At 71.8% G+C, this 7697-nt stretch carries 9 protein-coding genes; 4 read left to right on the top strand and 5 right to left on the bottom strand.

Features of this window, described 5'->3' with window-relative positions; all coding sequences use genetic code 11:
* Window positions 1-567: GntR family transcriptional regulator (locus tag AWZ10_RS23660; RefSeq protein ID WP_159058328.1), on the bottom strand; the 567-nt coding region annotated here is incomplete at its 3' end.
* Here AWZ10_RS23660 and AWZ10_RS23655 point away from each other — a divergent pair.
* Together AWZ10_RS23655 and AWZ10_RS23650 are read left to right on the top strand one after the other, a co-directional pair.
* On the top strand, window positions 566-1564 hold the full coding sequence (locus AWZ10_RS23655) for a DMT family transporter (RefSeq protein ID WP_060891998.1): 999 nt from the start codon (window positions 566-568) through the stop codon (window positions 1562-1564). The two genes, AWZ10_RS23660 and AWZ10_RS23655, sit on opposite strands and share 2 nt — an antisense overlap.
* Window positions 1565-1666: 102 nt before the next feature.
* Window positions 1667-1864 (top strand): DUF1918 domain-containing protein, encoded by a 198-nt coding sequence (locus AWZ10_RS23650; RefSeq protein WP_037701681.1) that lies wholly within the window; start codon window positions 1667-1669, stop codon window positions 1862-1864.
* 28 nt (window positions 1865-1892) lie between these two features.
* Here the strand turns inward: AWZ10_RS23650 and AWZ10_RS23645 are convergent, their stop codons facing one another.
* The gene (locus AWZ10_RS23645; RefSeq protein WP_060891997.1) at window positions 1893-3134 is read right to left on the bottom strand and encodes a glycoside hydrolase family 10-like protein; all 1242 of its coding nucleotides are present in this window, start codon (window positions 3132-3134) and stop codon (window positions 1893-1895) included.
* 195 nt (window positions 3135-3329) lie between these two features.
* On the opposite strand from AWZ10_RS23645, the gene AWZ10_RS23640 reads away from it, so the two are divergent.
* Together AWZ10_RS23640 and AWZ10_RS23635 are read left to right on the top strand one after the other, a co-directional pair.
* Window positions 3330-4205 carry a 3-hydroxybutyryl-CoA dehydrogenase gene (locus AWZ10_RS23640; RefSeq protein WP_078935402.1) on the top strand — a complete coding sequence of 292 codons (876 nt, stop codon included), beginning with the start codon at window positions 3330-3332 and terminating at the stop codon, window positions 4203-4205.
* A gap of 204 nt (window positions 4206-4409) precedes the next feature.
* On the top strand, window positions 4410-4667 hold the full coding sequence (locus tag AWZ10_RS23635) for a hypothetical protein (RefSeq protein ID WP_046705605.1): 258 nt from the start codon (window positions 4410-4412) through the stop codon (window positions 4665-4667).
* A 28-nt stretch (window positions 4668-4695) separates the two neighbouring features.
* On the opposite strand, the gene AWZ10_RS23630 is transcribed toward AWZ10_RS23635, so the two are convergent.
* The 3 genes from AWZ10_RS23630 to AWZ10_RS23620 form a co-directional block, all read right to left on the bottom strand.
* Window positions 4696-5241 carry an NUDIX domain-containing protein gene (locus tag AWZ10_RS23630; RefSeq protein WP_046705604.1) on the bottom strand — a complete coding sequence of 182 codons (546 nt, stop codon included), beginning with the start codon at window positions 5239-5241 and terminating at the stop codon, window positions 4696-4698.
* A gap of 98 nt (window positions 5242-5339) precedes the next feature.
* Window positions 5340-6680: an NsdA family TPR-like regulatory protein gene (locus AWZ10_RS23625; RefSeq protein ID WP_046705603.1), complete on the bottom strand. Its 1341-nt coding sequence runs from the start codon at window positions 6678-6680 to the stop codon at window positions 5340-5342.
* 221 nt (window positions 6681-6901) lie between these two features.
* The coding region (locus AWZ10_RS23620; RefSeq protein WP_060891996.1) for a PP2C family protein-serine/threonine phosphatase at window positions 6902-7697 on the bottom strand (796 nt) is incomplete at its 5' end.

Genomic DNA, 7697 nt, shown 5'->3' with positions numbered 1-7697 from the left:
GGCGGTGGTCAGGGCGGACTGACCGCCCGCCGCGACGATCACCTCGGCCGCGGTGATCGCCCCGCCGATGCTCCGCGCGAACCACTCGCGCAGCTCCGGCACCCCCTCGACCGGCGGTCGCGCCCACACCCCGGGCCGCCGTCCGGCTCTCGACAGGGCCGCGCCCATGGCCTGCTCCGGCTGCAGCGACGGGTGCAGATAGCCGCTGTTGAACTCGATCACGCCCGGGGGCGGGGAGGCGAGCGAGACGAGCACTCCGGAGGCGTCCACCGTGCGGGGCGACGGTTCGGCGCTGCCGTCCGCGCTGAGGGCGACCTCCTGCCAGGACGTGTCCCCCACGGCCGCCCGGCTCTCACGTGGCTGCGCCCGGAAGGCGCCCGCCCCCGGCCGTGTCACCACGAGCCCCTCGGCGGCCAGCTGCGCCAGAGCCCGCGAGACGGTCACCGGGCTCACCCGGAAGCGTTCGACGAGCGCCCGGCTCGACGGCAGCTTTCCACCGGGTGAGTAGCGGTCCAGCTCTTTTCGCAGCTGTTCCGCCAGTTCAACGCCACTGCTACGCTCTTGCATGAGAGTAGAGAGTAGCGCTACCGCGCGCGATTCAATAGCGGTGGACAGTGGCCCGGAAGGCTCCGAGCCGCGTCCGGCCGCCTCCGGAACCCGTCCGGCCGCGGACACCGGCCCGGCCGCGCCCGAGACCGACCACCGCCCCCGCACCGGCGGCACGCTCCAGGCCGCCCTCGGCGTCACCGCCTTCTCCCTCACCTTCCCGGCCACCGCCTGGGGTCTGGAGGGTTTCGGCCCCTGGTCCCTCGTCGCCGTGCGCAGCGTCCTCGCCGCCGTCATCGCGGGCTGCTGTCTGTCGGCTCTGCGGGTGCGGCCGCCGGCCCGCAGGCACTGGGCGGGGCTCGCGGTCGTGGCCGCCGGAGTGGTCGTCGGTTTCCCCCTGCTCACCACTCTCGCCCTGCGGACCTCGACCACCGCGCACGCCGCCGTCGTCGTCGGCCTGCTCCCCCTGACGACCGCCCTGTTCTCGGCGCTGCGCATGGGCACACGCCCCTCGCGCACCTTCTGGACCGCCGCCCTCGCCGGGGCCGCCGCCGTCCTCGGGTTCACCGTGGCCCAGAGCGGCGGCGCCCTCACCGCGGCCGACCTCTACCTCTTCGGCGCCCTCCTGGTCTGCGCGGCCGGCTACACCGAGGGCGGCCGGCTGGCCCGGGTGATGCCCGGCTGGCACGTCATAGCCTGGGCCCTGGTGCTGTGCCTGCCGCTGAGCGTGCCGGGCGCGCTGCTGGCCCTGTCGTACGAGCCGGTGCGGCTGACCGCGCACAGTGTGGCGGGGCTGCTGTGGGTGGCGGCCGGGTCCCAGTTCCTGGGGCTGGTCGTCTGGTACCGGGGCATGGCCGCGATCGGCATACCGAAGGCCAGCCAGTTGCAGCTGGCGCAGCCGCTGCTCACACTGGTGTGGTCGGTGCTGCTCCTCGGTGAGCAGCTCACCCCGGCCGCGCCCCTGACGGCCGCCGCCGTGCTGGTCTGCATCGCGGTCACCCAGCGCTCCTCCGCCTGAGAGCGCCTGGGGGTCCGTCACGCACACCGGTCCGACCGGTGCCGCCCGCAATGGACTGCGGTCACGGACCGCCACTCCCGTGCGAGACGAGGAGGCCCCCCGATGCAGGCAGCTGTAGGCGACACCCTGCTGGTGCACGGCAGGACAGTCGGGCACCACGACCGGACCGCGGAGGTCCTGGAGGTGCTCGGCCATGACGGGAACCCGCCCTACCGGGTCAGGTTCGAGGACGACGGGCACGAGGCGTTGATGTCGCCCGGCCCGGACACGGTCGTCCGTCATCCCGGGGACCCGAGGTAGCCGTCCCGCGTCCCTTCGCCCGGTTCCGTCAGCGCGGTGGTTCCGCCGGCCGCTGGTAGTGGTCGGCGACCACCCGCGCCATCGCGCCGATCCGGTCGTCCTCGACATCCTTGGCCGAGAAGAAGACGTGTCCGCGTGCCTCCGGGACGTCGCGGGCGAGGGTGAGGTGCTCCGACAGTTCGGCCGGCTCCTGCCAGGCCGCGGGCTGTGCCGGGTCGCCCGCCTTGTACAGGGCCTCCCCGATGTACAGCCGGGTCCCGCTGCCCCGGGCGGTCTCGGCCCACCAGGGCAGCAGTTCGGCGTAGTCGGCGGCCTCGAAGCCGATGTTCCAGTACAGCTGCGGCACGATGTAGTCGATCCAGTTCTCCCGGACCCATTTCCGTGTGTCCGCGTACAGGTCGTCGTACGTCTGCACGCCCGCCCGTGTGGCCGAGCCCCGCTCGTCGGTCTCGGCGTTGCGCCACACCCCGAAGGGGCTGATCCCGAACTGCGCGCCGGGCCGGATCACCTTGATCTCCGCCGCCGTCTCCCGCACCAGCCTGTCGACGTTGTCGCGCCGCCAGGCCGCCCGGTTCGGGAAACTCGCGCCGTAGCGGTCGTACGCCGCGTCGTCGTCGAAGACCTGGCCCGCCACCGGGTACGGGTAGAAGTAGTCGTCGAAGTGCACGGCGTCGACCGGGTACTTCCGCAGGGCGTCGAGCATGGCCTTGCGTACGAAGGCGCGGACGGCGGGGATACCGGGGTTGTAGTAGAGCTTGCCGCCGTAGGGGACGGCCCAGCCGGGGTTCTTCCGGGCCGGGTGCGAGGCGACGAGACGGCCCGGGTCGGCGTGGAGGGCGATCCGGTACGGGTTGAACCAGGCGTGGAGTTCGAGGCCCCGGGCGTGGGCCTCCTCGACCGCCGTGCCCAGCGGGTCCCAGCCGGGGTCCTTGCCCTGGGTGCCGGTGAGGTACTGCGACCAGGGCTCGTGCGGGGACGGCCAGAGCGCGTCGGCGGTGGGGCGGACCTGGAAGATCACGGCGTTGAGGCGGCGGGCCACGGCGGTGTCGAGGTGGGTGAGGAGTTCGGCGCGCTGCGCGTCGGCGGTCAGACCGGGCGCGGAGGGCCAGTCCCGGTTGGAGACGGTCGCCAGCCACATGCCCCGCAGTTCGCCCTCGGCCGCCCTGCGGCGGGGGCTCGGCTCCCCTCCGGCGATGGCGGTGCCGGCCGCCGCACCTCCGGCCGCCAGGAGCGTCGTCACCGCGGTCGTCCAGAACGCCCGTCGTGACATCCGTGGCTTCCGATGCATAGCCGTACCTCCGCCGTACCGCTTCCCGCGCGTCCGCCCCGTCGCGGACCGTTCCCGGCCAGCCTTCCATGTGACACCCGGAATACTGATCAGTAGGCGTCGCGGGTAACGTGCAGGTTCGGCGCAGTCCCACACCAGGGGTATCTGCCAGGCACGTAGACCAGTGAAAGGGACGATGTGACGGACTTCCCAACGGGAGATCTCGCACGAGTCGGAGTCGTGGGCTGCGGCCAGATGGGAGCGGGCATCGCCGAGGTGTGCGCCCGCGCCGGACTGGACGTGAAGGTCGCCGAGACCAGCGGCGAGGCTCTGGAGATCGGCCGTACCCGGCTGTTCAACTCCCTGTCCAAGGCGGCCGAGCGCGGCAAGATCACCGAGGCGGAGCGGGACGGGACGCAGGCGCGCCTCAGCTTCACCACCGACCTCGGCGAGTTCGCCGACCGCGACCTCGTCATCGAGGCGGTCGTGGAGAACGAGCAGGTGAAGACCCAGATCTTCCAGGTTCTCGACCAGGTGGTGACCCGCCCGGACGCGATCCTCGCCTCGAACACCTCCTCCATCCCGCTGGTGAAGCTGGCGGTCGCCACCTCGCGGCCCGACCACGTCATCGGCATCCATTTCTTCAACCCGGCCCCGGTGCAGAAGCTCGTCGAGCTGATCCCGGCGCTCACCACCTCCGAGGGCACCCTCAGCCGGGCGCAGCTGTTCGCCGAGAAGGTGCTCGGCAAGCACGCCGTGCGCGCCCAGGACCGCTCGGGCTTCGTGGTCAACGCGCTGCTCGTGCCGTATCTGCTCTCCGCGATCCGGATGTTCGAGTCGGGCATCGCCAGCCGTGAGGACATCGACAACGGCATGGAGATGGGCTGCGCCCACCCGATGGGCCCGCTGAGGCTCTCCGACCTGATCGGCCTGGACACCATCGTCTCCATCGCCAACTCGATGTACGACGAGTACAAGGAGCCGCTGTACGCCGCTCCCCCGCTGCTCCAGCGCATGGTGGACGCAGGAAGGCTCGGCCGGAAGACGGGGTCGGGCTTCTACTCGTACGCCTGATTCCCTCCAGACCGCTACGGACGGTCAGCTGTCCTCCCGAACGGGCCCGGCACCGGGTGACGGTGCCGGGCCCGCCGCATTCACACACCGTGTGCGCGACGGACACGCATATGCCGTTCGCACACTCTCCCCCTGCGTCCACCAGGGGAGTTGACTTCACGTGCGCACGCAAGGGATGGGACAACTACAGAAAGGAGCGGACTCGTGGCCATCGACCCCGAGCATCCGGTGCACCACGGCGAACTCGCAGAGTTACGCCGCCGCCTGGATGTGGCGCACACACGCGTCGAAGGAGGGCTGACCCTGCTGAGCCACCGCGCCGAACAGAGCGCCAAGGAACTGGACGACCTGAACACCCGGGTCGTCACCCTGGAGCACGCCCGCTGGCCCCTGCCCGCGGTGGCGGCCCTCACGGCCCTGGGCGCCCTGATGGTGTCCATCTGGCAGGCGGTGGGCCGCTAGGCCCTCCGGGCAGGACGCGAGGGGGTTTTCAGGGCTTGGCGTCCTGCCCGAGACGCAGGTGGTGCAGCAGGAGCAGGGCGGCCGCCATGTTGGCGGCCGGGACCTCACCGCGGGCGACCATGTCGGGAACGAGTTTGAGGGGAACCCATTCCCTGCGGTCCGACTCGAAGTCGTCCACCGGGTGACCGACATACGCGCCCGCGTCGGCCCAGTAGATGTGGTGCCGGGCGTCGGTGAGCCCGTTGGAGGGCTCGACACTCATCAGGTGGTGCAGGGGTCCCGGCCGCCATCCGGTCTCCTCCTCCAGTTCGCGGGCGGCCGCCTCGGCGATGGCTTCGCCGTCCTCGACGACGCCCGCCGCGAGCTCCCACCCCCAGCTGTCGGTGATGAAGCGGTGCCGCCACAACAGCAGCACCTCGTTGGCCTCGTTGATCACGGTGGCCACGGCCACCGGCCGCAGCCGTATCAGGAAGTGATCGAGGCGCCGCCCGTCCGGCAACGCCACATCTGCGAGATTGACGCTGAACCAGCGGTTCGAGTACACAGTTTGTTCGCTCTGCTTCGTCCACTGCACGGTTCTGCCACCTTCCGCCGAGTAAGTGGCAATATCGCAGCAGGAGCGTGGTGACAGCAGGCGCACGGCCGGTGCACGGCCGCGCCCCGGGCACTGTGTCAGAGCGGTACGCGCAGTGCTCCGTCGATGAGTTCGGCGGCTTCCGAGGTCCCCGCGCAGCCGCTGCGCACGAGGTGTTCACGTACCGCCCGCAGTCTGTCACGCAGGCGCATGGACTCCATTCCCCGCGCCCGCTCGGCCATTTCCACGGCGGTGGCCACCGCCTTGTCCGCGTTGCCCTGCCGCAGCTCGATCTGGCTGAGCATCGCGAGCCGGTGCACACGCCCCCGGTCGTGCGCCGGTGTGTCGACGGCGGCCACGGCGTGCTCCGCCGCGGCCGTCAGGTCGCCGAGGCTGAGCAACGCCTCCGCCACTTGTACGTTCACCAGGCCCGGTTGGACATAGCCGGTCTCATCGGGTTCATGACCGCGCCGGATGTGCTCGGCGGCCTGCTCGGCCCGCCGGATGCAGGACAGGGCGCTCGTGCCGTCGCCCAGGTGTGCGTACGCCTTCGCCTGCATCGCGTAGAGGTCGGAGGCGAGCGCCGGGGTGAGGTGCTTGCCCGCGGTGCGCAGCGCCGCCTCGGCGAAGGCGACGGCCTGCCGGTTCTCCCTCATGAACAGCGACTGGTTGACGAGGAGTGCGATGACATAGGCCCCCAGCCCCCGGTCCCCGCTGGCCTTCGCCAGCCGCAGTGCCTGGTGGAAGTACCGCTGGGCCAGCCCATGGGCGTCGGAGTCGTACGCGCAGATCCCGGCGATCGCCACCAGCCCCCCGGTGGCCCGGTGCAGTTGGCGTCCGGTGGCGTCGGTGTAGCTGCCCCGCAGCAGCGGCGCGGCCTCCGCGTTGAGGAACCCGACGATCCGGGTGCGGGTGGCGACACCCCCGGCCTTGCGGTACATCTGCTCGTAGTGCGTGCGGGCCGAGCGCAGCATCTCGATGTCGGCCATGCTGACGTGATGCCGTCCGCCACGGGACACATCGACGTCCTCCGGCGGGTTCTCCCACTCCCAGACGGGCATCACGGCGGGCGTCCCGGTGACGGCGGGGGCACCGAGGACGTGCGCGCGCTGCTGTTCGTCGGAGCGCCACAGGGCGGTGGCGCGCTCCACGAAACCGGAGAGCCCGGCGCCGTGCTGCGAGATCGGCTCGCCGGGCACGCCGAGCCCGATGTCGTCGAGGGTGACCGTCCGGTGCAGCCGTCCGGCGAGCACGTCGCAGATCAGGTCGGGCACCTGGCCACGCGGGCGCTGTCCCTTCAACCACCGGGCCACCGCGGTGTGTTCGTACCTCAGCGCCAGCCCTCGGGCCCGCCCCGCCTGGTTGACGTGCGCGGCCAGACCGGCGTGGGAGATACCGGCCTCGTCGAGGATCGCGTCGAGCAGGGTGTTGGGCTGCATGGAGGCCCTCCGGTGGCTCGGTGCCGGCGAGTGGCAGCGTAGCGCCTCCCCTTTCACACGGGGTGTGATGGGAATGCCCGAATTCGGGGCGTGCGCACGCTGTTACAGAGAGTTTCCGACCGGTTGACTGAAATGCCTCGCAAGAGGCCGGCCGGGCCACCGGCTCCCCCTCGTACAGCGCGGTGGCCCTGCCGGGACGCTCCGCCGGTGATGCCGGGCGACTAAGGGGTGGGGGCAAGAGGCGGGTTGTCGGCTGCGGGTTGTCCGTGGCCGGTCGCGCCGGTCCTCGCGCCCCTGAGGGTGAGTGGGCGTTCGCTGCGGAGTACCAGCATCGCGATGTCGTCCTTGGGCCTTCCTCCCGCGTGGCGGAGGAGCTGGGTGAACACCGCACGGAGCACGGACCGAGGGGAGATCGGGCGACCACCCCTCACGGCCTCCTCCAGCGCGCCCGCCAAGGGAAAGAAGCGGCCCTGTCCGTCCCTCGCGTCCTCCACCCCGTCCGTGTGGAGGAACAGCGCCTCGCCCGGAAGGAGTTGACCGCAGGCGGTGACCGGGAGTTCGGCGGGCAGTGGGAAGAGCCCGAGCGGGGGCATGGGGTCGGCGCAGGTGACCGGCGCCGCCCGGCCGACGCCGAGCAGGTAGGGCCAGGGGTGGCCGCAGTTGAGGGCGTGGAGTTCGCCGTCGGGGGCGATCTCCAGGAGGAGGACGGTCACGAAGTCCTCGGTGTCCTCGGCGCGGGCGCGGTCGCGGTCGCGGAGGTGCCGGGCGAGGGCGCGATCGAGTCGGGCGAGGACCCCGGAGAGTTCGGCCTCGTCGTGGACGGCCTCGCGGAAGCTGCCCAGCACGGCGGCGACGGTGCCGACGGCGGCGCGGCCGTGACCGCGTACGTCACCCATCACCACGCGTACGCCGTGCTCGGTGGCGATCACCTCGTACAGGTCTCCGCCGACGCTCGCGCCCCGGTCGGCGGAGAGCTGTGCGGCGGCGGTGGCCAGCCCGGCGATCCGGGTGGGCAGC

Origin of the sequence: Streptomyces europaeiscabiei (genome assembly GCF_001550375.1) — a bacterium.
Classification (GTDB): domain Bacteria; phylum Actinomycetota; class Actinomycetes; order Streptomycetales; family Streptomycetaceae; genus Streptomyces; species Streptomyces europaeiscabiei.
The sequence above is the reverse complement of the archived record's forward strand: the minus strand, read 5'-3'. Positions and strand labels throughout refer to the sequence as shown.